Here is a 1,158-nt window from a genome sequence, read left to right on the forward strand (position 1 = left end):
AAGTGTGGATCTTTCGTAATAATAAATGAATAATTCCATACATCTTGCCAATAGTCTTTTATAACATAGTCAAGCTCATCATGATTACATTCTTTAATAAACTTCTGTTCCATTTCCACACCTCAAACTTATTTAAATAAATATAAAACTGCCCTCACTTTTAATATGGTTGCAATATATAGACATGATACAAGTTTCATTTGTTCCATTGTTTATCTTTTTTTAGGTTCTGTTGCAAAGTTTCTTCACAGATAAAAAATTGGCATGATTGCAGGTGGATTTTATGCAATCGTTAGTAATTGATGTAATTCATTGTATGTCGAAAAAACGAAGTTTGGCTGCAAACTTCGTTTTCGTTTATATAGAGCATGAATGGTTTCAATTCCTTTCAAGTTACGTGAAGCATGACGAAGACTTTGAAATCCTGCGGATTTAGAAAAACGTCGTTTGACATGCCTATGGTCTTGTTCGATGAGATTGTTCAAATTCTTGACGGTACAATGAGTTGTACATTTATAAAGACCTTGTTCTTTTAATTTATTAAACGCGCAAAGTAGCGTTGGGGCTTTGTCTGTTGTAAGAACCGTCGGTTCTCCGAAAATTTTGACTAATCGTTTCATAAACATATAGGCATCCTGATGATTTCTTGTTTTACGGAGTTGGATATCCAAGGTGTATCCGTCTCGATCAATCGCACGATACAGATAACGCAACTCCCCCTTGACTTTGATATAAGTTTCATCTAAATGCCATGATAATTGAGCAGTTTTATTTTTCTTTTTCCAGATTTGATAAATAAGATTTCCATATTCATGAAACCAACGCATGATAGTTGTTGGATGAACTGATATTCCACGCTCTTTCAAGACTTCAGATACATCACGATAGCTTAAAGAAAAACGACAGTCGTAGCCGATGGCTACCAAAATAATATCTTTCTTGAACTGTTTTCCTTTAAAATATCTCATGCATCATGCTCCTCGAATCATTTTTTCCATTTTAATTTCGTTTAGAAAACTTTGCAACAGAACCAAGATTTTTAAGTTGATGGGCATGTGGCGGGACCCCACATCCATCAACTTAAGGATTTAGACTATTTTTGAAGTTAAAAGCACGTTACTATTTTCTTATGTTAATGAGAAAGGGTGACGTGTTTTT

Annotated in this window: 1 protein-coding gene and 1 pseudogene; both read right to left on the reverse strand. The window is 34.0% G+C overall.

From position 1 onward, the window contains the following. Positions 1 to 113 (reverse strand): annotated as a pseudogene (locus MR155_RS31135) (RNA polymerase sigma factor); the annotation flags it as partial. A gap of 168 nt (positions 114 to 281) precedes the next feature. Beyond that, positions 282 to 968, reverse strand: coding sequence for an IS6 family transposase (locus MR155_RS31140; protein WP_201063565.1), 687 nt, complete (start codon positions 966 to 968; stop codon positions 282 to 284). Positions 969 to 1,158 lie beyond the last annotated feature (190 nt).

The organism is Bacillus cereus group sp. BfR-BA-01331 (assembly GCF_022663915.1).
In the GTDB taxonomy this organism is placed as follows: domain Bacteria; phylum Bacillota; class Bacilli; order Bacillales; family Bacillaceae_G; genus Bacillus_A; species Bacillus_A mycoides.

Excerpts from the sequence above, each read along its gene's own strand:
- MR155_RS31140 (WP_201063565.1), bottom strand. The coding sequence starts at position 968 with ATGAGATATTTTAAAGGAAAACAGTTCAAGAAAGATATTATTTTGGTA.